The organism is Martelella radicis, from assembly GCF_014196625.1.
In the GTDB taxonomy this organism is placed as follows: Bacteria; Pseudomonadota; Alphaproteobacteria; order Rhizobiales; family Rhizobiaceae; genus Martelella; species Martelella radicis.
In genome coordinates this window covers 63,671-87,097 of the sequence record NZ_JACIDZ010000003.1, presented here as the reverse complement: position 1 = coordinate 87,097, position 23,427 = coordinate 63,671, and the positions used below count along the sequence as shown (strand labels likewise).

The following is a 23,427-nucleotide window of genomic DNA, read 5'->3' as shown; positions in this document are numbered from 1 at the left end:
GATGGACAAGCAGACCAATGACGCGCTTTCCCTGAAGACCGAGATTTCCGGCGGCATGCACAAGCCCCGCGTTCACGATTCCGCCCACAAGCATGTGGCCGGCACCGCTGAATACATCGATGACATTCCGGAACCCGCAGGCCTTCTGCATGTCGGCCTCGGCCTTTCCGAACGTCCGCACGCGCGCATTGCCGGAATGGACCTGTCGGCGGTGGCGGAAGCCCCCGGCGTGGTCGCCGTGCTGTCGGCGAAGGATGTCCCAGGCACCAATGATATTTCCTCGGGCGGCAATCACGACGAGCCGCTCTTTGCCAATGAAGAGGTCGAGTATCACGGCCAGATCATGTTCGCGGTGATCGCCGAAACCCGGCATCAGGCCCGCGCGGCAGCCCGGCTGGCGAAGATCACCTATGATGACCTGCCCTTCTGGACCAATGTGCGTGACGCGATTGCCCATGACGCCCCCAATGTCATCACGCCAATGACGCTTCAGCGCGGCGATGCCAAAGCCGCGCTCGACAAGGCGCCGCGCAGGATCACCGGCGAGATGGAAATCGGCGGACAGGAACATTTCTACCTCGAAAGCCAGATCGCGCTCGCCATTCCCGGTGAGGATGACGAGGTGGCCGTCTGGTCATCAACCCAGCATCCAAGCGAGATCCAGCACATCGTCGGCCATGTGCTCGATATTCCGTCAAACGCCGTCACCGTCTATCAGCGGCGCATGGGCGGCGGTTTTGGCGGCAAGGAGACCCAGGGCAACGGCTTTGCCGCGATCGCGGCCCTTGCGGCCAAGAAGCTGAACCGCGCCATCAAGGTCCGTCCCGACCGCGACGAGGACATGGTGATCACCGGCAAGCGTCACGATTTCGTCGCCTTCTACGATATCGGCTTCGACGACGACGGCGTGATCGAAGGCGTGGACGCGACCTTTGCCGGGCGCTGCGGCTTTTCCTCCGACCTTTCCGGTCCGGTGACCGACCGCACGCTGTTTCACGCCGACAGTTCCTATTATTATCCGAACGTGCACATGGTCTCCCGACCGTTGAAGACGCATACCTGCTCGAATACCGCCTATCGCGGTTTCGGCGGGCCGCAGGGCATGCTGGCGGGCGAGCGCTTCATCGAGGAGATCGCCTACGCGCTGCAGAAAGACCCGCTCGATATCCGCAAGGCGAATTTCTACGGACCCAACGGCTCCGGCCGCGATGTGACGCCCTACCACCAGACGGTGGAGGACAACATCATCCTGCGCGTGGTCGAGGAACTGGAACAGACCTCGGACTATCGCGCCCGCAGGCAGGCAATCATCGACTTCAACAAGACCAGTCCGATCATCAAGAAGGGCATCGCGCTGACGCCGGTGAAATTCGGCATTTCCTTCACCATGACCGCCTTCAACCAGGCCGGCGCCCTCGTCCATGTCTATCAGGACGGCTCGGTGCAACTCAATCACGGCGGCACGGAGATGGGTCAGGGGCTCTACATCAAGGTTGCCCAGGTGGTCGCCGACGTCTTCCAGATCGACCTCGAACGGGTGAAGATCACCGCGACGACGACCGGCAAGGTGCCGAACACCTCGGCTACCGCCGCCTCGTCCGGCTCCGACCTCAACGGCATGGCAGCCTGGAACGGCGCGATGCAGATCCGCGACCGGCTGGTCGCCTTTGCCGCCGAACACTGGAATGTCGCGCCGGAGGAAATCGAGTTCCTGCCGAACCGGGTGCGCATCGGAAAGGAAGAAATTCCTTTCCCCGATCTGATCAAGGCCGCCTATTTTGCCCGTATCCAGCTTTCGGCCGCAGGCTTCTACAAGACGCCAAAGATCCACTGGGACCGCGCGGCAGGCAAGGGCCGACCGTTCTACTATTTCGCCTATGGCGCGGCCTGCACCGAGGTCTCGATCGATACGCTGACCGGCGAATACCTGTTCGACCGGACCGACATCCTCCACGATGCCGGGCGGTCGCTGAACCCGACCATCGATATCGGCCAGATCGAGGGCGGCTTCGTGCAGGGTCTCGGCTGGCTGACGACGGAGGAATTGTGGTGGGACGACAAGGGGCGGCTTCGCACCCATGCGCCGTCCACCTACAAGATCCCGCTTGCTTCCGATCGGCCGAAGATCTTCAACGTCAAGCTCACCGATTTTTCCGAAAATCTGGAACCGACTATCGGCCGTTCCAAGGCCGTCGGCGAACCGCCCTTCATGCTGGCAATCTCGGCGCTGGAGGCGATCTCCATGGCCGTTGCCAGCGTCGCCGACTACCGCGTCTGCCCGAGGCTTGATGCCCCGGCAACGCCCGAGCGCGTGCTGATGGCGGTGGAGCGGATGAAGAAGGCGTGAGGCATGAGCGAGGTCGCGACATTCCGGCGTTTTTTCGAGGCCCATCCGGCCGCCGTCATTGTCACGGTGACCGAGATCAAGGGCTCGACGCCGCGCGAGGCAGGCGCGGTGATGGTCGTTTCAAGTGACGCCACCTGCGGGACGATCGGCGGCGGCCAGCTCGAATATATCGCGATCGATCATGCCCGGCGTCTGCTGAAAGGACATGACGCACCGCTGCGGCTCGACATTCCCCTCGGCCCCGAGATCGGCCAATGCTGCGGCGGGCGGACGGTTCTCGGCTTTGAGGTCGCGGAAACCGGCACAGTCGATCGCCTGCTGAACTTGCTTGCGGAGAAGGCGGCATCCAACCCTTCGGTCTATATTTTCGGCGGCGGGCATGTCGGCGTGGCGCTCGCGCAGGCGCTTGCTCCTCTACCCTTCAACACGACTGTGATCGAGACCCGCCCGGAAATGGATGGGCCGCTGCCGGAGACCGTCGCGCTTCGCCTCTCGCCGATGCCGGAGGCCGAAGTCGCACGCCTGCCGTCCGGCAGTGCCGCCGTCATCCTTACCCATGACCATGCGCTTGATTTTCTGATCGCGACGGAAGCGCTGAAACGCGACGATCTTTCCTATTGCGGCATGATCGGCTCGAAGACCAAGCGGGCGACGTTCCTGAATTTTGCGCGGAAGGAGGGCTTGAGTGAAACAGAGCTCTCGCGGCTGACCATGCCGATCGGCGCCGGCGTTGCCGACAAGCGTCCGGCCGTGATTGCCGCCCTGGTTGCAAGTGAACTTATCCACGTCATTTCTGCCGCAAAAGCAGGCAGGCTGCCCGCAGAACGAGCAAAGAACTGAAAAGGCTCAACTAATTTGTCTTCTTTGCGCTCCGGCACTTTTTTTTCGCGGCAAAATTTCGCATCATTCCCGCATCTGACGTTTGGGGGCACAATTTATGTTTGAACTGGCCATTTTCTGGGAATGGGCGCAATTTGCCGTGCGCTGGCTGCATGTCGTCACGGCAATTGCCTGGATCGGCTCATCCTTCTATTTCATCGCGCTGGACCTGGGACTGATCGCGCGTCCCGGCATGCCGGAAGGGGTGAGCGGCGAGGAGTGGCAGGTCCACGGCGGCGGCTTCTACCACCTGCAGAAATACATGGTCGCGCCTTCGAACATGCCGGAGCATCTGGTGTGGTTCAAATGGGAATCCTACATGACGTGGGTTTCCGGCTTCCTGATGCTGGTTCTGGTCTATTACGGCGGCGCGGATCTGTTCCTGGTCAATCGCAGCGTCCTCGATGTCTCCGCCCCGGTCGCCATCCTGATCTCGCTCGCCTCGCTGTCGATCGGCTGGCTGTTCTATCACTATCTGTGCAAATCGCCGCTCGGCAAGCACACGGTCGGGCTGATGCTGCTGCTTTACGTGCTGCTGATCCTGATGGCCTGGGGCTATACCCATGTCTTCACCGGCCGCGCCGCCTTCCTGCATATGGGCGCGTTCACCGCGACGATCATGACGGCGAACGTGTTCTTCGTCATCATCCCGAACCAGAAGATCGTGGTCGCCGATCTGAAGGCGGGCAAGATCCCTGATCCCAAGCTCGGCAAGGAGGCCAAGCAGCGTTCGACGCATAACAACTACCTGACCCTGCCGGTCATCTTCTTCATGCTGTCGAACCACTACCCGCTGGCCTTTGCCACCACCTTCAACTGGGTGATCGCGGCCCTCGTCTTCCTCATGGGCGTCACGATCCGGCACTATTTCAACACCATGCATGCCCGCAAAGGCCAGCCGAACTGGACATGGCTGCTGACGGCGATCATCTTCATCCTGATGATGTGGCTTTCGACATCGCCGAAACTGTTTACGGCAGAGGATCCGAACATGGCCGTCGCACCCGCCTTCGAGAAGTTCGCGCAGGACCCGCACTTCGCCTCGGCGAAGGAGATCGTCTCCTCGCGCTGTTCCATGTGCCATGCGGCGGAACCCGTATGGGAAGGCATTCACCGTCCGCCGCTCAACGTCCGCTTCGAGACCGATGCGGAAATTGCCTCGCGCGCCGGACAGATTTACCTGCAGGCTGCCCGCAGCCATGCCATGCCGCCCGGCAACGTTACCAGCATGACGGATGACGAGCGGGAAAAACTGGTGGCCTGGTACAGATCCAGCACCAGCGGAAAGAAGGCTGAATGACCCCACCACGCATCCTGAGGGGCCGGCTCCTGAGCTTCAACCGCCGGCCTCTGTCGATTTCGGACACCGAAAGCTATGTGTATGAGGACGATGGCGGCCTGCTGATTTCAGGGGGCCGCATTTTGGCGTTCGGCCCGTTCGAAACCATCCTGCTCGATGCGCCGGAGGGCGCGGAAATCGTCGACCATCGCCCAAACCTGATCCTGCCGGGCCTGATCGACACGCATCTTCACTTTCCGCAGATGCAGGTGGTCGGCTCCTATGCCGCCAATCTTCTGGAATGGCTCAACACCTACACCTTCGTCGAGGAGCAGCGCTTCGCCGATCCCGCCCATGGCGCCCGCATTGCCGTTTCCTTTTTTGACGAGATGATCCGCCAGGGTACCACTACGGCGGTTGCCTATTGCTCGGTGCACAAGGCCTCGGCAGATGCCTATTTCGCCGAAGCTTCGAAGCGCAACATGCTGATGCTCGGCGGCAAGGTGCTGATGGATTGCAATGCGCCGGAAGTGCTGACTGACACGCCGCAATCAGCCTATGACGACACCAAGGCGGTGATTGCCGACTGGCACGGCAAGGCGCGCAACCACGTGGTCATCTCGCCGCGTTTCGCGCTGACCTCCTCGCACGAACAGATGGAAGTGACCGGAGCGCTGGCGCGGGAATTTCCCGACCTGCATATCCAGACGCATCTTTCCGAAAACACGGCGGAAATCGAACGCGCGCTGGAGCTTTATCCGGAAGCGCAGGACTATACCGATATCTACGCCCGCTATGACCTTCTGGGCGCAAAGACCCTTCTCGGCCACGCGATCCACCTTTCCGAACGTGAACGCGACGTGCTCAACGAGACCGGCGCGGTCGCCGTCCACTGCCCGACCTCCAACCTCTTCCTCGGCTCGGGCCTGTTCCCGTTCAAGGATTACGAGACCCGCGAAAAGCCGGTGCGCATCGCCGTTGCGACCGATATTGGCGGCGGCACCAGCTATTCCATGCTGAAGACCATGGACGAGGCCTACAAGATCCAGCAATTGCGCGGCGAACGCCTCAACCCGCTGGAGAGCTTTTTCGCGATGACGCTGGGCAATGCCGAGGCGCTTTCGCTTGCAGACCGGATCGGGACGCTGGATCCTGACAGCGATGCCGACCTGGTGGTGCTCGATGCGCGCGCGACGCCCGCCATGGCGCTCAAAATGGACGCCGTCTCCACCCTTGCGGAGGAGCTGTTCCTGTTGCAGACAATGGGCGACGACAGGGCGATCGCGGAGACCTATGTGGCCGGCAACCCGGTCAAATCCGGTTTGTAGGTGCATCGCGCAAAAGCCGGTTGGCAGATATATATTCATATGTAATAAGAGCATTCATATTTGATGTGGGAGGAGCTCATGTTTTCAGAGCCGTTGACCATTGCCGACCTGAAGAAGCGCGCGAAATGGCGCGTGCCGAAGATGTTTTACGACTATGCCGACAGCGGTGCCTGGACGGAAAGCACCTACCGCGCCAACGAGACGGATTTTGCCAGGATCAACCTTCGCCAGCGCGTGCTGGTCGACATGACCGACCGCTCGCTGGAAACGACGATGATCGGCCGCAAGGTGTCGATGCCGGTTGCGCTGGCGCCGACCGGCCTTTGCGGCATGCAGCATGCCGACGGCGAGATTCTGGCGGCACAGGCGGCGGAAGAGGCCGGCGTTCCCTTCACGCTCTCGACCATGAGCGTCTGCTCGATCGAGGATGTGGCAGAGCACACCAAGGAGCCCTTCTGGTTCCAGCTTTACGTAATGAAGGATCGCGGCTTCGTCGGCGATCTGATCGACCGGGCAAAGGCTGCCAATTGCGGCGCGCTGGTGCTGACGCTTGACCTGCAGATCCTCGGCCAGCGTCACAAGGACCTCGTCAACGGCCTGTCGACTCCGCCGAAATTCACGCCCAAACATGTCTGGCAGGTCGGCACGCGGCCCTTCTGGGCGCTGGAGATGCTTCAGACCAAGCGCCGCACCTTCCGCAACATCGTCGGCCATGCGCCGGCCTCGTCCGACCTTTCCTCGCTTGCCGTCTGGACGGCCGAACAGTTCGATCCGAAGCTTTCCTGGGCCGATGTCGACTGGATCAAGGAACGCTGGGGCGGCCCGCTGATCCTGAAGGGCGTGCTCGATGCCGAGGACGCGAAGATGGCGGCAAAGACCGGCGCGGATGCGATCATCGTCTCCAACCACGGCGGTCGCCAGCTCGACGGCGCACGGTCCTCGATCTCGGTTCTGCCGGAAATCGTCGATGCGGTTCAGGGCGATATCGAAATCCACATGGATGGCGGCATCCGCTCCGGCCAGGATGTGCTGAAGGCCCGCGCGCTCGGCGCCAAGGGCACCTATATCGGCCGCCCTTATCTTTACGGCCTCGGCGCCATGGGCAAGAAAGGCGTCACCCGCGCCCTCGACATCATCCGCAAGGAGCTCGACGTGACCATGGCCCTTTGCGGCAAGCGCGACATCGAGGAGATCGATCGGGAGATTATCGCGAAGGTGGGGTTCTAGGACGGAAAAACCGCTTGAAAAACAAACCCGACGCCGGCGATAAAGCTTAGGATCGATAGAAAAAAGAGAAGAAAGCCCGCCGCAGCAAAAAAGGCTTCACGCCGGTATTTTTCATTCGCGAACGATTGAGCTGCTGCGGCGGCGGTAGCCCAAGCCAATAGCCCCAACACAATACCTGCTACCCAGCAAATGAAAGAGGCTTTTAAGCAAGGCCCATTCGATGGGTCTTTGAGGCTTGAGAGTTGCGAGACAAGAGCAACCAAGGCCCCGGAATTTACGGTAACTACGGCCGTGAGCCCCCCACGCGCGAAGCTTCTATAACCTTCATTGTCCGCATCTTTCATTTTACGATGCCCCAACCAGCGTGGCAGCCAATCTGTTATTCCACCCGCCCCGTCCCGATCACGCGCGCCCAGTCCTCATAACCCGCCTCGCGCGCCAGCGCGGCCATGCGGGTCGTGTCGTAGCGCACCTGATGGAAGGTCGGCTGCCAGCCGTCGCTGGTTTTCTCGATGATGGCGTAGCAGGCGAACGGGTGTGCCGTTTCCAGCTTGTGGTCGACAGGAACGTGGTAGGTAAAGCCGGGACAGCCGACGGAGCCTGGATTGACGAGGATCCGGTTGCCGGAAAGCAACACCGAGCGGGCAATGTGGGAGTGGCCGCACAGGATCAGCGGATAGGAAATGCCTTCCCCGAGCGCCTCAACCTCCGCCTGTTCCTTCAGCGCGAAATGTCCGGACGGCAGCAGTTCCTCGGTCCACATCACGTCGTCCTGCTGCGGCGTGGCGTGGCAGAGATAAACTTCGCCCTCGACCACCAGAGCGCTGGGCATATCGCGGATCCACTGCAGGTGTGCGGGCGAAAGCTGACGAAAGGCCGGAGCCTCCCAGTCGCCCATCTCGCTTTCCGGACGGTCGACGAGACAACGGTCATGATTGCCGCGCACCGTGGGCAGCGACATCGGCAGAAGCCGCTCGGCCGTCTCGCCGGCGGCGAGCGGCGATGACAGGCTGTCGCCGAGATTGACGATCGTGTCCGGCTTGTGGCGCTCAAGATCGGCCAGCACCGCCTCCAGCGCATCGATATTGCCATGGATATCGGCGAGTGCTGCGATCTTCATCGGATCAGCTTCCGCGATAGGTCGAAAAGGCGTGGGCGGACAGCAGCAGCGGCACGTGATAATGCGCCGTTACATCGGCGATGGCGAAACGCAGCGGAATATCTTCCAGGAAGGCCGGCTCCGTCAGCGTCGCGCCGCTGCGCCTGAGATATTCGCCGGCGTGGAAGACCAGTTCATACTGCCCGACCTCCAGGTCATTCCCGGCAATGATCGGTCCGCCGTCGACGCGGCCGTCATCATTGGTATAGACCGTCTTGATGAAGTCTCGTTTCTCGCCGTGCAGACGGTAAAGATCGATCTTCATATCCGAAGCAGGCTGCCCAAGTGCGGTGTCGAGAACATGTGTTGTCAGGCCGGTCAAAACGCAGTCTCCTCGATGGTGAACAAAGCGGGATAGATATATTCCTCCAGATTGTCGCCGGGACCGCCCCGGTCGACAACCAGAAAATCGCTCGTTTCGCCAAGCGCCATCAGCGGATGATGCCAGACATTGGCGCGGTAATTGGCCCCCTGCCCGTTCTCAGCGAGAAAAACGCGCGGCTTGGCCGGCGTGCCGCCATGATCCTCGGCAACGATGACGAGGAAGGGCCGCGGCGAAAGCGGCGAAAAGCTCTGGCTGCCGAGCGGGTGCCGCTCCATCATGTCGACCTGATAGGGGAAACGGCGCGGGCTCCCGCGGAAGATATTGATGATCACCTCGGCATCCGTGCCAAGCGCCTCGCAGGTCGCCAGCGCATGGAAGCGCGTGGTCGTACCGCCGTTGATCGACTTCGCCGTCGCCGGATCGGGCGCGATCACCGTGCCGAAGGGCGCGAAGGCTTCCGGGGTCAGTTTCTCGACGGGCAGCCTGATGCTCATCTTATGCCTTCACTCCGTAAAGCCGCAGGCGGCTGATCCCGCCATCGGGGAAGATCGCCAGCCGGACATGCGTTACCGGACCGATATTGTTCACCGAAGCGCCGGAGAACTCATGGATATTGTCGGCCTGGAGCTTGGTCTGTTCCAGGATCGGTTCCCAGTTCTCCGAAGCGGCAAGGTCTTCCGCGCTGAACACGTCATTCTGCTCCGGCAGGTTGGCGCCGAGCAGCATGCAGGTATCGGGGAAATTGCCCTTGAAATGCGCGGTATCGACGACGATCCGGCGGATGATGCCCGGATGGCCGAGCTTCAGGATCATCCAGTCATGGCCGGGACCGCGCCGGCGGGCGGTCTCCCAGCCGTCGCCCATGTTGACGCCGCGTCCGGGCGCAAGGGTGCGATCGGGATGGCCGTAATGGGCATCCGACCAGTGCAGCGCGTGGGTGCCGCCGAAGATATAGGCGAGATCAACCTCCTCGCCGTCGCCGACCTTGTCCCAGTTGAAATAGGCCGAGCCGTAGGCGCGCAGCCGGGCAATGCCGCCATCGGGATAGATATGAACCCTGAGATGCGTGAAGACCCTCTGACGGGTATCCTGATCCATCTCGAAATAATGATGGCTGTTCGGCCCGAGGTCGCACTTTGCCAGCACTTCCTGCCAATCGGCATTCTCGTCCGGATCGCCGCTCTCCATGTAGCAGCCCTCGATCGAACACTGCGGCGGGTAGTTGCCGGTGAAGTGCGAGGTATCGACATCGAAGCCGCGAATACGGCCCGGCATGGCAAGGCGGATAATCGCCCAGTCATGGCCCGGCACGCGTTTTCTGCGGCTTTCCCAGCCGTCCATCCATTTGCCGTGCTCGTCATATTCGCCGGGCAGGAAGACGGGCGAATCATCCTTCAGCATGCGCGCCAGCGGCGCGAAGAACTGGTCTGTTGCGTAGATCGCGCGCGCGCCAAGGCGCGCCGAGGCAAGGTTGATGGCGCCCACGGCAAAATCGGGCAGGGCCACACTCGTTTCTTGTTCGGACATCAATTACTCCGCGAGAAGGGATTGCAGGCGGAACCCGGCGATCTTCTCCACCTGTAAACAGGCGGTAGCCAGCTCCTCCTCGGCGGAATTGTCGATCCGGCTTCTGAAGGCGGCGAGAATATCGTCCTTATTGAGCCCGCTGACTGCAATAATGAAAGGAAATTGGAATTTCCCTATATAGGCGGAATTGAGTCTCGTAAACTCCGCATGCTCGTCCGGGCTCAACCGGTCCAGCCCGGCGCCGGCCTGCTCGCGCCTGCTTTCCTCCGTCAGTTCGCCGGAAACGGCGAGTTTCCCTGCAAGATCCGGATGCTCGCGCAAGACGCCGAGGCGCTCCTCATCGCTTGCCGCGCGAAACACCGTGCATAGCGCCTGATGCACGCCATCGGCCGTCAACGGCTCTGAGACAAGGCCCTGATCATAGGCGCGTTCGGCGATGAAGGGGGAATATTCGAAAACGCCGCCGAACCGGCTGACAAATTCTTCGCGGGCGATCATGGGGCGTCTTCCTTCGGCAAATGATGGTCGTACCAGTGGCGGGCGATGTCGATGCGACGGGGTATCCACACCTTGTCATGGGTCTCGATATATTCGAGGAAGCGTTTCAGCGCCGCAGCCCGGCCCGGCTTGCCGACGAGACGGCAATGCAGGCCGACCGACATCATCTTTGCTGCCCCCTCCCGCCCTTCGGCATAAAGCGTATCGAAGGCGTCCTTCAGATAGGCGAAGAACTGCTCGCCGGAATTGAAGCCCTGCGGCGTGGCAAAGCGCATGTCGTTATTGTCGAGCGTATAGGGAATGCGCAGGAAGGGCTTGCCGTCCGGCGTCCGCATCCAATAGGGCAAGTCATCGGCATAGGTGTCGGAGGAGTAGAGAAAGCCCCCCTCCTCCATCACCAGATCGAGCGTGTTGACCGAGGGCTTGCCCTGGTAAAGCCCGTAGGGCCGTTCGCCCGTCAGTTCCGTATGCAGCCGCACTGCCTCGCGGATGTGGGCGCGCTCGGTCTCGATATCGAAATCCTTGTATTCGAGCCAGCGCAAGCCGTGGCTGGCGATCTCCCAGCCCGCTTCCTTCATCGCGGCGACGGCTTCCGGATTGCGCTCCATGGCGCGCGTGACGCCATAGACCGTGACCGGGATCTTCAACCCCGTAAACAGCCGGTAAAGCCGCCAGAAGCCGGCGCGCGACCCGTATTCGTAGAGCGATTCCATGTTGAGATTGCGTTGGCCGGGCCAGCGTTCGGCGCCGACGATCTCCGACAGCAGGTTCTCCGATGCGGGATCGCCATCAAGAATGCAGCTCTCGCCGCCTTCCTCGTAATTGATGACGAATTGCACCGCGATGCGGGCATCTCCGGGCCATTTCGGGTCTGGCGCATTGCGCCCATAGCCAACCAGTTCGCGCGGATACCCGCTCGTTACAGCACTCATGCAAGCCTCATTTCCAGTATCGCCCGACGGTACTCCACCGGCCGGGATACAGAAAGAGGAAAGGTATAAAAGTCACAGAAATCAAGTCTCTCAGGCGATCCGCCGGGCCGGAAGCGCGCCCATGGGGTGAAGCGAATGGACACAGAACGGCGCGCCCGGCTCCTCCTCGACGAAGAGCGCGATGTTCTCGAACTCCACGGGTTCGGCGAGGATCGGGCCGAAGAACTCCAGCGCCGCGCGTTCCATCCGCTCCATGTCGCGCGGCTGAAGCGGGCCGGTGAGCGGCATATGGAAGGCGAAGGCCGACATCACGTCCGGCTCTCCCCAGCGGTGGAGATTGGCAAACTGCACCGGCGACAAGCTGCCGGCGTCGCGCCGCTCCAACTCCGCCTCGCTCAAAGGCGCGCGGAACGGATCGAACTCGCAAACCACGGCGGCGGCGAGCTCATCGAGCGCGGGCACGGCAATGGCGGGGGCAAAGGCCAGGCTGTCGCGCCGCCGCACGACCTTCAGAGGCGGCAGAAAGAACGGCTTCCAGCCCGTGGCGAACCGCATCAACGCATTCAGCAGCTGCGCCTCGCTCGTACCTTCGGCAAGATGAAACGGCGATTTCAGCATGCCCTGGAAGCCGTAGCGTCGCGGAAGCGCGGTGTGAAAGGCAATTTCCGACAGCGACATGCCGCCAATCATCGGCGGCTCGATCGACTGGCCGGAATAGGCATTGCGGCCGATCCAGTTGGCCCCGACAATGCCGAGCGCCTCATGCGGCGCCGGGGTGAAGCTGATGGCATAACGTGGCTGGTCGGAGGGCATCGGGATCACGCGAGAATACAGATGAACATGACCTGCGATACGTGATTCCGATGACACTGATACGACGAAAACCCGGCCTTTACTGAATTAACCGAGGTTTTTATTGGCGCGCTGCAAGTAGATTTCAAGGTTATAAATGTCCGGCAAGTCCTGCGCGCAAGGGGTGTTACCGCTGGCAAGACCGATCGCATGGCCGGCAAGCCGGTTTGCCACGCCGAAACTCGTCTTGAAGCCGCCGCCAAGCGCAATCACGTCGGGCACGGATTGCAGCGCCCCGATCATCGGTTCGCGATGGACGCCGCGCGGGCGAAGCCCCGCCCAGCGCTCGATGACCGGAGCATCGCGGAGTGCGGGGATGGCGGCGCGGGCAGCGGCGATCAGGGCTTCAAGCTTGTCATCCGTCGCGTAAGCCGCGTCGAATTCATCTTCCGAGGTGGAGCCGATCGCGACCCGGCCACCTGGATGGGCGATGACATAAAGGCCGTTGTCGAAGAAAATCGGCAGTGCCGGATCGCAATCGGCGGCAAGCAGCGCCGCCTGCCCCTTGACCGGACGACCGAGCGGCTGGCCTTCAGGCGCCCACAAAGGCTGTAATAGCGAAAACGCTTCCACGCCGGCCGAGACGATGGCCTTGCCGAAACCAATGCGCTCCCCGTCCGAAAGCACGATGCCATTCGCTCCGGCATCGATTGCGGCGACCTCTGCGCGGATGATCCGGATATGGCGGGCGGTCGCGAGAAAGGCCTTGAGAGCGGCAACGACGCCGCGCGGGGCGACATGGGCGGCAAGCGTTTCATGGACATAGGCGAGCGCTCCCTCGCTCCATGACGGCCAGTCCGGATCCGGCGGTTCCTCGATCACTTTCCATTCGAAGCGATGATCGCCGAGCCGCCAGTTAATCGCCGCCTCGTCGGCGCGAAGCTGCGCCGTCTTCAACTGCCGCTCCTGATAGAGCGGCATGACCCGGCCCGAACGGCGATACCCCGTTTCCAGCCCCGTCTCCTCTTCCAGCAGCCGGAGTTGATCCTCAAGCGCCGCCAGCGCCTCGAACTGGAACTGCTTCTTCTCGTCCCACTGGTCCGGCATATAGGCCATCAGCGCGCCGAGAAGCCCGTTGCTGGCGCCGCGACCGGGGGCGTCGCGATCGATCAGTAGCGTCTCGATTCCCGCCTTCTCTGCGTGATAGGCCGCCCAGAGCCCCATGATTCCGCCGCCGATGATCACAAGATCTGCGGATGTCTTTTGACGCGCGGTCATATTCGTATTATCGCCATTCATCATGGGCGATGCGGACCACAAACACGACGCTGATGCAAGCAAAACCGGCGCGGAGACGCTTGTCTGGCACGAAAGCGACATGCCGTTTTCGAATGCCTTCCAGGACCATTTCTATTCGAAGGCCGACGGACGGGCCGAGTGCGATCATGTCTTCATCGCCGCGAACCGCCTTGCGGAGCGGTGGCAGGCGGGCGGAACCTTTGCCATCGGCGAACTCGGCTTCGGCACGGGGCTCAATTTCTGCGAAACCCTGCGCCAGTGGAAGCGCCTCCGCCCGGCTGACGCGCGGCTCTCCTTCACCTCGTTCGAGCTCTACCCGATGAAGCCCTCCGAGATTGACCGCGCCCTTTCGCACTGGCCGGAAATCGGGGAAGAGCGGCGCGCGCTCGTCTCGCGCTGGCCGGACGAGCCTTCGGATACAATCGTGATCGACTTTGACCCGCAGACGCGGCTTGCCGTCCATTGCGGCGACGCGCTCACCTCGCTCACCGCATCTGCCGGGCGTATCGATGCCTGGTATCTGGACGGCTTCGCGCCATCGCGCAATCCCGACATGTGGTCTGCCGCGCTGCTGCAGGCTGTCTTCGACCATACGCGACCTAGCGGCACGTTCGGCACCTACACGGCAGCCGGTTTCGTGCGCCGCAACCTTCAGGCTGCGGGTTTTTCGGTCACCCGCGCGCCCGGTTTCGCGGACAAACGGGAGATGCTTTGCGGCAGACGGCCGGACGCGCCCTGATTTCCGGCCAAACCAACTTGCAGCTTGACTTTTGCCAGACCAGGCCTCATGTACTGCCTAGGCTTTCCACCTGTTCGCATGCCGCGTGAGCATGCCCGCCACAATGAACCTGAACGGTTCGGGCAAGGTCAGGTCAAGCGCTTGATGAAAGACCGGGCTCCCACCCGGCGCGCGGAAGGCATTTTCCACCCATAAGATCCCACTTCACGCGGGGTTCTTGAAACCGAAATCACCGGCTGTGGCCATGAGGGCCAGGCTCAGGTGGCGTTTCGGCATGCCTTGAAAGGCGCACTTGATTTGACAGATTTTTCCGCACTCGGCCTCTCCGCCCAGATCGTTTCCCGCATCGCCAGGGAAGGCTATGAAAAGCCGACCCCGATCCAGGAGAAGGCGATCCCGCTGGTGCTTGAGGGCCGTGATGTCATGGGCCTTGCCCAGACCGGCACCGGCAAGACGGCCGCCTTCGGCCTGCCGCTGATCGACATGCTGCTGCAGAACGGCAAGAAGCCCGATCCGAAGACGGTCAAGACGCTGATCCTCGCCCCGACGCGCGAACTGGTGAACCAGATCGCCGAGAACCTGCGCATCTTCGCGCGCAAGACGCCGCTGAAGGTCAACATCGTCGTCGGCGGTGCCTCCATCAACCGCCAGCAGCACCAGCTTGCCGCCGGCACCGACATTCTCGTCGCCACCCCCGGCCGCCTGCTCGACCTTCTGGACCGCCGCGCGCTCCGGCTTGACGCCGTGCGCTTCCTGGTCCTCGACGAGGCCGACCAGATGCTGGACCTCGGCTTCATCCACGATCTGAAGAAGATCGCCTCGCTGGTTCCCGACGAGCGCCAGACCATGCTGTTTTCGGCCACCATGCCGAAATCGATCGCCGATCTGTCGCAGCGCTTCCTCACCAATCCGCAGCGCGTCGAGGTTTCGCCCCCCGGCAAGACCGCCGACAAGGTGGACCAGGCGGTTCATTTCGTCGCCGGCAAGGCCGACAAGGTCGAGCTCCTGCGTCAGGAACTGACCAGCCATCCGGAAGGCCGGGCCATCGTCTTCCTGCGCACCAAGCACGGCGCGGAAAAGCTGATGAAGCATCTCGACAGCCGCGGCTTTGCCACCGCTTCGATCCACGGCAACAAGAGCCAGGGCCAGCGCGAGCGCGCGCTGAAGGCCTTCAAGACCGGCGAGATCAACGTTCTGGTGGCAACGGACGTCGCCGCGCGCGGCATCGACGTGCCCGGCGTCACCCATGTCTACAATTACGACCTGCCGGAAGTAGCGGACGCCTATGTCCACCGTATCGGCCGCACCGCGCGCGCCGGCAATGACGGCAAGGCAATCGCCTTCTGCACGCCCGAGGAATCGGGTCTCCTGCGCGATATCCAGCGCCTCACCGGCATCGAGATCGCGATTGCCTCCGGCGAGCCGCATGCCCATGCCGACCGTCCGGCAAAGGGTCGCGGCGGCCGCGGTCGCGGCGGCAATGCCTCCGGCAAGCCGGCACGTCGCGCACGCCCCTCCGGCGGCAATGGCGGCCAGCGCCACGCAGGTGATGCCCGCGACGGCGGTCATCGCGACAGCGCCAACCGCAACGGCCCCGGCCGCGACGGTCAGGCGAAATCGCGTCCGCGCCGCCAGCGCAACCGCCAGAATGATCGTCGCCAGAGCGCCTGATCACACGGCAAGGAACTGATGCGAAAGCCCCGCCGGCAAAACCGGCGGGGCTTTTTTCTTTTGGGCCAGGGGACAGCCTGAACGAACCAGCCCATTCATGAACCTCAGCGATAAGTGCATCCCGTCTGCCGGCATAGTCGGCGGGAACAACGGCCCTACCTAAAATGTTGTGTTTTATCAAAGCAATCAGGCACGGCCCCAATGACGGTCGCTCCACAGCCGGCAGGAGAGACGAGAGAATGACCCCACCCATTGACTTTGAAATCCGCAGACGCACCCTGATGGTGGGCACGGCTGCATCCGCCCTCAGCGCTGCTTTGCCACCGGGAGCGGCCGCCCAAACCACCCCGCAAGAGGCGCCCATTCCCACGCCACGGGGAGCAATGACGTCAAACGTCAGCTTCACCGTCAACGGCAACCAGACGGATCTGGAACTCGACAACCGCGTCACCCTGCTTGACGCCATGCGCGAGCACCTGAAGCTCACCGGCACCAAGAAGGGCTGCGACCACGGCCAGTGCGGTGCCTGCACGGTGATGGTCAATGGCGAACGCATCAATTCCTGTCTCTCCCTCGCCGTCATGCATGAGGGCGACGAGATCACGACGATCGAAGGCGTGGGCACGCCCGACGAACTCGATCCGATGCAGCAGGCCTTTCTCGATCACGACGGCTTCCAGTGCGGCTATTGCACGCCGGGCCAGATCTGTTCCGCCAAGTCGGTTCTGGAGGAAATTGCGGCCGGCATCCCCTCTCATGTGACCGGCGACCTGACGGGACCGATCGCGCTTTCCGACGCGGAAATCCGCGAACGCATGAGCGGCAATATCTGTCGCTGCGGGGCCTATTCCAACATCCTGGCAGCCATTCACCAGGTCGCGGAGGAACGGGCATGAGACAGTTTTCCTATGAACGGGCAAACAATCCCGCAGAAGCCGCAAGCCGCGCCGCCGAAATAGAGGGCGCGAAATTCCTCGCCGGCGGCACCAATCTGCTCGACCTGATGAAGCTTGAGATCGAAACGCCGGTGCACATCATCGATGTCAACGGCCTCGGTCTTGATGAAATCACCGAGACGGATGACGGCGGCCTCAGGATCGGCGCGCTGGTCAGCAATACCGATCTGGCCGCCGACGCGCGCATTCGCCGCGACTATGGCGTTCTGACGCGCGCGCTCGTTGCCGGCGCCTCCGGCCAGTTGCGCAACAAGGCGACAACGGGCGGCAATCTCCTGCAGCGCACCCGCTGTCCCTATTTTTACGACACGGCTCAGGCCTGCAACAAGCGGGTTCCGGGTTCGGGCTGTTCCGCCTTGTCGGAGGGGGCGTTCTCGCGTCAGCTCGGCATTATCGGCACCTCGGAGAGCTGTATCGCCACCCACCCGTCCGACATGGCCGTTGCCATGCGCGCGCTCGACGCGGAGGTGGAAACGGTGATGCCTTCGGGCGAGACGCGTACGATCGCGCTTGAAGATTTCCACCGTCTTCCGGGCGAAACGCCGCATATCGAGACCGTGCTTGAACCAGGCGAGATCATCACGGCAGTGAAACTTCCCGCTCCCGTCGGCGGACGCCAGGCCTATTACAAGGCCCGCGACCGCGCATCCTATGCCTTCGCCCTCGTCTCCGTCGCCCTCATCCGCCAGCCCGACGGCACGGGCAGCGTCGCGCTCGGCGGCGTCGCGCCGAAACCCTGGCGCTCGGCCGAAGCCGATGCCGAACTGCCGAACGGAGCGCGCGCCGTCATCGCCAAACTGCTCGATGGCGCAACGCCCACGGAAGAAAACGTCTTCAAGATCGCGCTTGCCGAACGCACGCTTGCGTCCATGCTGAAGGAGGAATGACCGATGGAGTTCAACAAGCCAGCAGGCGAGAACGTCTTCGACAACGGCAAGATCGTCGGCAAGCCGATGAAGCGGATCGACGGTCCGCTGAAGGTCACCGGCACCGCCCCTTACGCCTATGAACGCAATGACGCGGCACCGGATGCCCTTTACGGCTATCCGTTGGCCGCCGGCATCGGCCACGGCCGCATCATCTCCATGGATGCGGAGGCTGCCCGCGAAGCGCCCGGCGTGCGCGCCATCGTGACCACGCTCGAGATCGATCCGCTGGAAAAGGGCATGAACAATGTCGCCCGCCTGTTCGGCGGCGCCGATATCCAGCATTATCATCAGGCGATTGCTGTGGTTGTCGCCGATACGTTCGAACAGGCCCGGGCCGCCGCAGCAATGATTACGGTCGAGTACGAGGACGGCGCGGAGGTCAATCTCGACCTCGACGAAGCCTTCCGCAATGTCGAGGGAACCGGCGAGCCGGATACACTGGTCGGCGACATCGAAGCCGCCTTCCGCGATGCGGCCGCCGTGATCGACAACATGTACCACACGCCCGGCGAAAGCCATACGATGATGGAGCCGCACACCTCGACCGTCGACTGGTCGGATGGCGAGGACATGACGGTGTGGACCTCGAACCAGATGATCAACTGGAACCACGGCTCGATCGCCACCACCTTCGGCATCGATGCCGAACGCATCCGGGTGGAAAGCCCCTATGTCGGCGGCGGTTTCGGCGCCAAGCTCTGGCTTCGGGCGGATGCCGTGCTGGCAGCGCTCGGCTCGCGCGCGGCTGGCGCGCCGGTCAAGCTGGCCCTGCCCCGCCCGATGGTGATGAACAACACCACGCATCGCTCGGCGACCGTCCAGCGCATCCGGCTTGCAGCCGACAGCGACGGCCGGCTGAAAGGTATCTGGCACGAGGCGGCATCCTACTGCCTGCCGGGCGGACGCGGCGAGAACGCAACCGCCCAGACCCCGATCTTCTATGCCGGCGAAACCCGGCGGGTGAAAAACCATGTCATCGACATGCCGCTGCCGGAAACCGCCGACATGCGCGCGCCGGGCGAGGCCTCCGGGCTGATGGCGCTGGAAATCGCCATGGATGAGATGGCCGAGGCGCTCGACATGGACCCCGTCCAATTCCGCATCGTCAACGACACGCAAGTGAACCCGTCGAACCCGGATATTCCCTTCAGCGACCGCCACTTCGTCGAATGTCTGGAACGCGGCGCGGAAGCGTTCGGCTGGGAGGACCGCAACAGAACCCCGGGCGGCATGCGTGACGGCGACTGGCTGATCGGCCATGGCGTTGCCGGCGCCTATCGCGGCGCGCTGGTGCTGCCCTCGGGCGCACGCGCCATCCTGTCCGGCGGCAAGCTGATCATCGAGACCGACATGACCGATATCGGCACTGGCTCCTACACCATTCTGGCGCAGACGGCGGCAGAGACCATGGGCATGGATGTCGATGATGTGGAAATGCGGCTTGCCAACAGCGCCTATCCGGTTTCCTCCGGTTCCGGCGGCCAGTTCGGCGCGCCGAGCTCGACCTCCGGCGTCTATGCGGCCTGCATGGCGCTGCGGGAAAAGATCGCCGGCAATCTTGGCGTCGAAAATCCGTCATTTGCAGGAGGCCGCATTACCGCAGGCGACACCGATATCGCCATTGCCGACGTCAATGAGGAAGTCTCCGCCGAAGACGCGATCCAGTGGGGCGATTTCCAGAAGGGCTATGCCATGGGCACATTCGGCGCCCATTTCGTCGAGGTCGGGGTTCATGCCTATACTGGCGAGACCCGCGTGCGCCGCATGGTCGCCGTCTGTGACGCGGGCAGGATCATCAACCCGATCACCGCGCGCAGCCAGGTGATCGGCGGCATGGCGATGGGCATTGGCGCCGCCTTGTCCGAGGACATGGCGCTCGACAGGGCGCGCGGTTTCTTCGCCAACCACGACATGGCGGGCTACGAGGTCGCCGTCCATGCCGATATCCCGGAGCAGACCGTGATCTTCCTCGACACCACCGATGCCGTGGCGACGCCGCTGAAAGCCAAGGGCGTCGGCGAGCTCGGGCTTTGCGGCGTGGCGGCGGCGATTGCCAATGCGGCCTATAACGCCACCGGCATCCGCGTACGGGACTATCCGGTCACCCTTGACCGCATGATCGACCGCCTGCCGGCGATCTGAAGCTTCGGAGACAGCGTATGAATGACATGCTGAGCAACCACCGGAGCGCGACCAGATTGGCCTCAACACTGACATCGGTGCAGGTGTCGGAAACGGATTTCCCGCTTGACGCCGCCCTTGACCGGGAAGGCTGCTCCATCGCCGTGATCACGGCGGTGGAGGGCGCCTCCTATCGCCCGCTCGGCGCGGCGATGGTCATCGGTCCCGATGGCGAAACGACAGGAAGCCTTTCCTCCGGCTGCATCGAGCGCGACGTGGTGACCCACGCCCGCAAAGCGGCACGGACCGACCGCCCGAAGAAGCTGCGCTACGGCAAGGGCTCGCCCTTCATGGACCTGCAACTGCCCTGCGGCGGCGGCCTCGAAGTCACGCTGATCCCCAATCCCTCGCAGACCGTGCTGAAACGCGCGGACGCGGCCCTTCGGGATCGCCGCAATGCCGGGATCGCGATCGGCGAGGACGGCCGGTTGACCGACATGCTGAAGGACGGCGATCTCATGATCCAGGTGGTGCCGCGCCTGCGCTTCCTCGTCTTCGGCAAGGGGCCGGAACCGAAAACCTTCGCGAGGCTTGCAAGGGCAGCCGGACAATCCGTAGAGCTTCACTCCCCCGATGCCGAAACGCGCGAAGGCATCGACAATGCCCGGCCGATGACGGCGCCCGAATGGCCCGAAGACGTTGCGCTCGACCACCGCACGGCGGTCGTCCTGTTCTTCCACGATCATGACTGGGAACCGCCGCTGATCAGCCATGCGCTTGCAAGCCCGGCCTTCTATATCGGCGCGCAGGGCAGCGCGGGCGCGCATGAAAAGCGCATCGCGGCGCTTGAAGCGATCGGTGTGCGTCGCGGCGCTATCGATCGCATGGCCCGCCCCTTCGGTCTCGTGACCCGTGCGCGCGACCCGCATTCGCTGGCCTCGGGCGTGCTCGCCCAGATCCTCGATGATGCCCGCCTTGCGTGAGAAGCGTGCCGTCATCGTCCTTGCCGCCGGCGCGTCACGGCGTTTCGGCGACAACAACAAGCTTTTGGCGGACCTTGGCGGCGAACCGCTCGTCGCCCGCGCCTTTCGCCTTGCCGCGGGACTTTGCCTTGCAGACCGGCTTGCGGTCGTCTCGGATCCCAAGGTGGCGGAGCTTGCCGAGGCAGTCGGACTGAGGTCGGTCACGATCGAGGCAGGCGGCACGCAATCCGAGAGCCTGAAAGCCGGCATTGTCGCGCTGTCGCCGGCCTGCCGCGCGGCGCTGGTGATGCTCGGCGACATGCCGCATCTTGACCCGCGCCGTCTGGCAGAGCTTGCGCAAGGCCCCTGCCCCTCGGCGGCAAGCCTTAACGGGCAGACCATGCCGCCGGCGCTGTTGCCGGCGGAGTGGTTTGCCGAGATCATGAGGATTTCCGGCGATCGCGGCGCGGGCGCGCTGCTGAAACGCATCCCCGGTGAAAACCGTCATGCCTTCCCGGCGGAAAGCCTTGCCGACATTGACAGCCGCGACGACCTTGCCGCCCTGCGGAACGATTGATGAGCAGGGCTCATCAACGCCAGTTTCAAAACCGCCTTTCGCCGGACGGCGCCCGTTCCCAAATCATGGAGAGGGTCAACGAGCCAAGGAGAACATGATGAACTGGACACCGGAAGAGCTGAGCGAAATCGCCGCCGCGGATGATTTCCGCATCGCCCCTTTCAGGGAAGACGGCAAGACCTATGGCACGCCGACCTTCATCTGGTCGGTGGTCGCCGATGACGCGCTTTACGTGCGCGCATACAATGGAACACGATCGCGCTGGTATCAGGCCGCACTTGAGCAGAAGGCGGGGCGCATCAGCGTCGCCGGCAAGACGCACGAGGTCCGCTTCGAGCCCGTGTCCGACGATGCCACAAACGATGCCGTCGATGATGCCTATCGCGCCAAATACGCCAGAAGCAGCTACCTCGCGCCGATGATATCGTCGCGAACGCGCGCGGCGACCGTCAGGGTCACGCCGCGCGAAGGATAGGCATCCACGGTCAAAGCCGGCCGCAACAGTGCTTGTATTTCAGGCCACTGCCGCAGGGACAGCGGTCGTTGCGACCGGGTCTGGCCGATGCCGCCGACGGGCCGGCAAGCCTGCCCGTACGCCGCAACTCCATGATGTCCGATGCCGGCCGTCCTGAACGGACAAGATCGGCCATCACCTTCATGGCAGGACCTGCATGTTTCACAAAACGAGAGGTTGAGCGGCAGTAATAGTTCAGCCCCGGTTCCCCGTCCTTCGTCCTGGCGAAGCGGTGTTTCGGACAGCCGCCATTGCAGGCGAAACGGATATCGCAGTTCCTGCACTGGCCGGGCAGCGCATCGCGCTTGTCCAGCCCGAACTGCCATTGCGCATCGGACCCCATCATCTCAGCAATCGGCGTTTCCATGATATTGCCGAGCCGGTATTCGGGATAAACATAGTGGTCGCAGGCATAAAGGTCGCCATTGTGCTCCAGCGCCGGTCCCTGGCCGCAGGTTTCCGCGAACCAGCACATGGTCGCCGGAGCGCCCATCCACAGGCCAAGCTGAAGGTCGAAGAACTGGACGAAGACGCGGCCGACATCCTCTCTGATCCACTCATCGAAAACGCCGCAGAGGAAATCCCCATAGCCGCGCGGCAGCACGCTCCAGGGCGTCACGTCATAGGAAACGCCGTCCTCGTCGATCTGCGGCGCAGGCGCCAGCGAATGGCCGTCGGCGGTGCGCTCGACGATCGGGATGAATTGCAGATAGGTGGAGCCGATGTCCTTGAGGAAGCGATAGACTTCTTTCGGGTGGGCCGCATTCTCGCGGTTGACGACGGAAAGCGTGTTGAACTCGACGCCATGCGCCTTCATCCGCTTAATCCCCGCCATCACGGCATCATGGCTCGGCCGACCATTGCGATAGGTGCGGAAACGGTCGTGGAGTCGCGGAGGGCCGTCAATGCTGACGCCAACGAGAAAATCATTGTCCTTCAGGAAGGCGCACCATGCGTCGTCAATCAGCGTGCCGTTGGTCTGGATGGTGTTGGCGACCGTCTTGCCGCGCGGCAGATATTTTCGCTGCAATTCAACGATGCGGCGGAAATAGTCGAGGCCGAGCATGGTCGGCTCGCCGCCCTGCCAGTTGAAGCGGATTTCCCGGGCGGGAAAGCCGGCCTGCGAGGCGAGGTAGTCGCGGATATAGGTCTCAAGCACCGCATCGGACATATTGAAGCGCTTGGTATCCGGATAGAGATTTTCCTTCTCCAGATAATAGCAATAGGTGCAGTCCAGATTGCAGCGCGGACCGATCGGCTTGCCCATGACCTGAAACGGCAAATGTTCGGTCATCCGCTTTCCTCTCCCTCAAACCGCCGGCGCGGCCAGGAACCGGGAAGATGCGCCGCTCATGGACCCGAATAG

General features: G+C 62.8%; 23 protein-coding genes. 13 read left to right on the top strand and 10 right to left on the bottom strand.

Annotated elements, in window-relative coordinates; translation table 11 throughout:
* The first annotated feature begins 1 nt into the window (after position 1).
* The 5 genes from xdhB to GGR30_RS06080 all read left to right on the top strand — a co-directional run bounded on the left by xdhB (position 2) and on the right by GGR30_RS06080 (position 7,060).
* Positions 2–2,347 (top strand): xanthine dehydrogenase molybdopterin binding subunit, encoded by a 2,346-nt coding sequence (gene xdhB, locus GGR30_RS06100; protein WP_183483606.1) that lies wholly within the window; start codon positions 2–4, stop codon positions 2,345–2,347.
* A gap of 3 nt (positions 2,348–2,350) precedes the next feature.
* A complete protein-coding gene (xdhC, locus tag GGR30_RS06095; protein WP_183483604.1) occupies positions 2,351–3,187 on the top strand; it encodes a xanthine dehydrogenase accessory protein XdhC in 837 nt (278 codons plus the stop codon).
* Positions 3,188–3,284: 97 nt separating this feature from the next.
* On the top strand, positions 3,285–4,526 hold the full coding sequence (locus GGR30_RS06090; RefSeq protein WP_183483601.1) for a urate hydroxylase PuuD: 1,242 nt from the start codon (positions 3,285–3,287) through the stop codon (positions 4,524–4,526).
* Positions 4,523–5,833, top strand: coding sequence for a guanine deaminase (guaD, locus tag GGR30_RS06085; RefSeq protein WP_183483599.1), 1,311 nt, complete (start codon positions 4,523–4,525; stop codon positions 5,831–5,833). Before GGR30_RS06090 ends, guaD begins: the two co-directional genes overlap by 4 nt.
* Before the next feature lie 78 nt (positions 5,834–5,911).
* On the top strand, positions 5,912–7,060 hold the full coding sequence (locus tag GGR30_RS06080; RefSeq protein WP_246413622.1) for an alpha-hydroxy acid oxidase: 1,149 nt from the start codon (positions 5,912–5,914) through the stop codon (positions 7,058–7,060).
* On the opposite strand, the gene GGR30_RS06075 is transcribed toward GGR30_RS06080, so the two are convergent.
* The 9 genes from GGR30_RS06075 to GGR30_RS06035 form a co-directional block, all read right to left on the bottom strand.
* Complete coding sequence (locus tag GGR30_RS06075) at positions 7,057–7,404, bottom strand: hypothetical protein (RefSeq protein WP_183483595.1); 348 nt, start codon at positions 7,402–7,404, stop codon at positions 7,057–7,059. The genes GGR30_RS06080 and GGR30_RS06075 overlap by 4 nt on opposite strands.
* Positions 7,405–7,439: 35 nt before the next feature.
* Positions 7,440–8,180 (bottom strand): metallophosphoesterase family protein, encoded by a 741-nt coding sequence (locus tag GGR30_RS06070; protein WP_183483593.1) that lies wholly within the window; start codon positions 8,178–8,180, stop codon positions 7,440–7,442.
* Between the two features lie 4 nt (positions 8,181–8,184).
* Positions 8,185–8,541: a hydroxyisourate hydrolase gene (uraH, locus tag GGR30_RS06065; protein WP_138748746.1), complete on the bottom strand. Its 357-nt coding sequence runs from the start codon at positions 8,539–8,541 to the stop codon at positions 8,185–8,187.
* Positions 8,538–9,038: an ureidoglycolate lyase gene (locus GGR30_RS06060; RefSeq protein ID WP_183483591.1), complete on the bottom strand. Its 501-nt coding sequence runs from the start codon at positions 9,036–9,038 to the stop codon at positions 8,538–8,540. Before GGR30_RS06060 ends, uraH begins: the two co-directional genes overlap by 4 nt.
* 1 nt (position 9,039) lies before the next feature.
* The gene (gene alc / locus GGR30_RS06055; protein WP_183483589.1) at positions 9,040–10,071 is read right to left on the bottom strand and encodes an allantoicase; all 1,032 of its coding nucleotides are present in this window, start codon (positions 10,069–10,071) and stop codon (positions 9,040–9,042) included.
* A 3-nt stretch (positions 10,072–10,074) separates the two neighbouring features.
* Positions 10,075–10,569, bottom strand: a complete 495-nt coding sequence (gene uraD, locus GGR30_RS06050; RefSeq protein ID WP_183483587.1) for a 2-oxo-4-hydroxy-4-carboxy-5-ureidoimidazoline decarboxylase — start codon at positions 10,567–10,569, stop codon at positions 10,075–10,077.
* Positions 10,566–11,501 carry an allantoinase PuuE gene (gene puuE / locus GGR30_RS06045; protein WP_183483585.1) on the bottom strand — a complete coding sequence of 312 codons (936 nt, stop codon included), beginning with the start codon at positions 11,499–11,501 and terminating at the stop codon, positions 10,566–10,568. The genes uraD and puuE overlap by 4 nt, the downstream gene beginning before the upstream one ends.
* Before the next feature lie 90 nt (positions 11,502–11,591).
* Entirely contained in the window at positions 11,592–12,314 is a 723-nt protein-coding gene (locus GGR30_RS06040) for a DUF1045 domain-containing protein (RefSeq protein ID WP_183483583.1), read from the bottom strand.
* A gap of 87 nt (positions 12,315–12,401) precedes the next feature.
* Positions 12,402–13,595: an NAD(P)/FAD-dependent oxidoreductase gene (locus GGR30_RS06035; protein WP_183483581.1), complete on the bottom strand. Its 1,194-nt coding sequence runs from the start codon at positions 13,593–13,595 to the stop codon at positions 12,402–12,404.
* 76 nt (positions 13,596–13,671) lie between these two features.
* Between GGR30_RS06035 and mnmC2 the strand changes: the two genes are divergently transcribed.
* The 8 genes from mnmC2 to GGR30_RS05995 all read left to right on the top strand — a co-directional run bounded on the left by mnmC2 (position 13,672) and on the right by GGR30_RS05995 (position 22,022).
* Positions 13,672–14,331 carry a tRNA (5-methylaminomethyl-2-thiouridine)(34)-methyltransferase MnmC2 gene (mnmC2, locus tag GGR30_RS06030; protein ID WP_425488340.1) on the top strand — a complete coding sequence of 220 codons (660 nt, stop codon included), beginning with the start codon at positions 13,672–13,674 and terminating at the stop codon, positions 14,329–14,331.
* Positions 14,332–14,628: 297 nt separating this feature from the next.
* Positions 14,629–16,002: a DEAD/DEAH box helicase gene (locus tag GGR30_RS06025; RefSeq protein WP_183483577.1), complete on the top strand. Its 1,374-nt coding sequence runs from the start codon at positions 14,629–14,631 to the stop codon at positions 16,000–16,002.
* A 239-nt stretch (positions 16,003–16,241) separates the two neighbouring features.
* Complete coding sequence (gene paoA / locus GGR30_RS06020; protein WP_183483575.1) at positions 16,242–16,898, top strand: aldehyde dehydrogenase iron-sulfur subunit PaoA; 657 nt, start codon at positions 16,242–16,244, stop codon at positions 16,896–16,898.
* Entirely contained in the window at positions 16,895–17,845 is a 951-nt protein-coding gene (locus GGR30_RS06015) for an FAD binding domain-containing protein (protein WP_183483573.1), read from the top strand. Before paoA ends, GGR30_RS06015 begins: the two co-directional genes overlap by 4 nt.
* A gap of 3 nt (positions 17,846–17,848) precedes the next feature.
* Positions 17,849–20,029 carry a xanthine dehydrogenase family protein molybdopterin-binding subunit gene (locus GGR30_RS06010; RefSeq protein ID WP_183483571.1) on the top strand — a complete coding sequence of 727 codons (2,181 nt, stop codon included), beginning with the start codon at positions 17,849–17,851 and terminating at the stop codon, positions 20,027–20,029.
* Between the two features lie 56 nt (positions 20,030–20,085).
* Positions 20,086–20,991, top strand: coding sequence for an XdhC family protein (locus tag GGR30_RS06005; RefSeq protein WP_183483569.1), 906 nt, complete (start codon positions 20,086–20,088; stop codon positions 20,989–20,991).
* Complete coding sequence (locus tag GGR30_RS06000) at positions 20,984–21,547, top strand: nucleotidyltransferase family protein (RefSeq protein WP_183483567.1); 564 nt, start codon at positions 20,984–20,986, stop codon at positions 21,545–21,547. Before GGR30_RS06005 ends, GGR30_RS06000 begins: the two co-directional genes overlap by 8 nt.
* A 97-nt stretch (positions 21,548–21,644) precedes the next feature.
* The gene (locus GGR30_RS05995) at positions 21,645–22,022 is read left to right on the top strand and encodes a DUF2255 family protein (protein ID WP_183484064.1); all 378 of its coding nucleotides are present in this window, start codon (positions 21,645–21,647) and stop codon (positions 22,020–22,022) included.
* Between the two features lie 10 nt (positions 22,023–22,032).
* Here GGR30_RS05995 and GGR30_RS23350 read toward each other — a convergent pair whose 3' ends face one another.
* Entirely contained in the window at positions 22,033–23,355 is a 1,323-nt protein-coding gene (locus GGR30_RS23350) for an anaerobic sulfatase maturase (protein WP_183483565.1), read from the bottom strand.
* Positions 23,356–23,427 lie beyond the last annotated feature (72 nt).

Excerpts from the sequence above, each read along its gene's own strand:
- GGR30_RS23350 (WP_183483565.1), bottom strand. The coding sequence starts at position 23,355 with ATGACCGAACATTTGCCGTTTCAGGTCATGGGCAAGCCGATCGGTCCG.
- uraD (WP_183483587.1), bottom strand. The coding sequence starts at position 10,569 with ATGATCGCCCGCGAAGAATTTGTCAGCCGGTTCGGCGGCGTTTTCGAA.
- GGR30_RS06010 (WP_183483571.1), top strand. The coding sequence starts at position 17,849 with ATGGAGTTCAACAAGCCAGCAGGCGAGAACGTCTTCGACAACGGCAAG.
- GGR30_RS06075 (WP_183483595.1), bottom strand. The coding sequence starts at position 7,404 with ATGAAAGATGCGGACAATGAAGGTTATAGAAGCTTCGCGCGTGGGGGG.
- xdhB (WP_183483606.1), top strand. The coding sequence starts at position 2 with ATGGACAAGCAGACCAATGACGCGCTTTCCCTGAAGACCGAGATTTCC.
- GGR30_RS06035 (WP_183483581.1), bottom strand. The coding sequence starts at position 13,595 with ATGATGAATGGCGATAATACGAATATGACCGCGCGTCAAAAGACATCC.
- puuE (WP_183483585.1), bottom strand. The coding sequence starts at position 11,501 with ATGAGTGCTGTAACGAGCGGGTATCCGCGCGAACTGGTTGGCTATGGG.
- GGR30_RS05995 (WP_183484064.1), top strand. The coding sequence starts at position 21,645 with ATGAACTGGACACCGGAAGAGCTGAGCGAAATCGCCGCCGCGGATGAT.
- GGR30_RS06015 (WP_183483573.1), top strand. The coding sequence starts at position 16,895 with ATGAGACAGTTTTCCTATGAACGGGCAAACAATCCCGCAGAAGCCGCA.
- GGR30_RS06070 (WP_183483593.1), bottom strand. The coding sequence starts at position 8,180 with ATGAAGATCGCAGCACTCGCCGATATCCATGGCAATATCGATGCGCTG.
- guaD (WP_183483599.1), top strand. The coding sequence starts at position 4,523 with ATGACCCCACCACGCATCCTGAGGGGCCGGCTCCTGAGCTTCAACCGC.
- GGR30_RS06080 (WP_246413622.1), top strand. The coding sequence starts at position 5,912 with ATGTTTTCAGAGCCGTTGACCATTGCCGACCTGAAGAAGCGCGCGAAA.
- alc (WP_183483589.1), bottom strand. The coding sequence starts at position 10,071 with ATGTCCGAACAAGAAACGAGTGTGGCCCTGCCCGATTTTGCCGTGGGC.
- mnmC2 (WP_425488340.1), top strand. The coding sequence starts at position 13,672 with ATGCCGTTTTCGAATGCCTTCCAGGACCATTTCTATTCGAAGGCCGAC.
- GGR30_RS06040 (WP_183483583.1), bottom strand. The coding sequence starts at position 12,314 with ATGCCCTCCGACCAGCCACGTTATGCCATCAGCTTCACCCCGGCGCCG.
- xdhC (WP_183483604.1), top strand. The coding sequence starts at position 2,351 with ATGAGCGAGGTCGCGACATTCCGGCGTTTTTTCGAGGCCCATCCGGCC.
- paoA (WP_183483575.1), top strand. The coding sequence starts at position 16,242 with ATGACCCCACCCATTGACTTTGAAATCCGCAGACGCACCCTGATGGTG.
- GGR30_RS06060 (WP_183483591.1), bottom strand. The coding sequence starts at position 9,038 with ATGAGCATCAGGCTGCCCGTCGAGAAACTGACCCCGGAAGCCTTCGCG.
- GGR30_RS06090 (WP_183483601.1), top strand. The coding sequence starts at position 3,285 with ATGTTTGAACTGGCCATTTTCTGGGAATGGGCGCAATTTGCCGTGCGC.